Raw genomic sequence first — 317 nt, 5'->3', positions numbered from 1 at the left:
AAAATCATAAATAAATTATCAATCTATTATTAGAAACATTTATGTATATAAGACGTATTATATAAAAGACTATAAAATTAAAAGACTTCCTCTATCTTGAAGTTTTCCATCTTTTAAATAAATAGGTGAAACTCCGTATTTATTTAAAAAATTTAATACTTTTTCACCATACATATATGACTTTAAATTACCAAAGAAGGCCATTTTATCTTTAGATATAAGACCACCACTTCCACCGATAAAACCGTAATCTAATCCTTCTAATATTATGTCTCCAGGAGGAAGTAGTAATATATCAAAATCATAATTTATTAAAG

1 protein-coding gene is annotated in these 317 nt (G+C 24.0%); it reads right to left on the bottom strand.

Annotated elements, in window-relative coordinates; translation table 11 throughout:
• Positions 1-69: 69 nt before the first annotated feature.
• On the bottom strand, positions 70-317 hold a 248-nt coding region (locus tag A500_RS20920), incomplete at its 5' end, for a DUF6873 family GME fold protein (RefSeq protein WP_016209229.1).

It is taken from the genome of Clostridium sartagoforme AAU1, assembly GCF_000401215.1.
GTDB classification, from domain to species: domain Bacteria; phylum Bacillota; class Clostridia; order Clostridiales; family Clostridiaceae; genus Clostridium; species Clostridium sartagoforme.
Note: the sequence above shows the minus strand (reverse complement) of the source record. Positions and strands in the feature narration are given on the sequence as shown.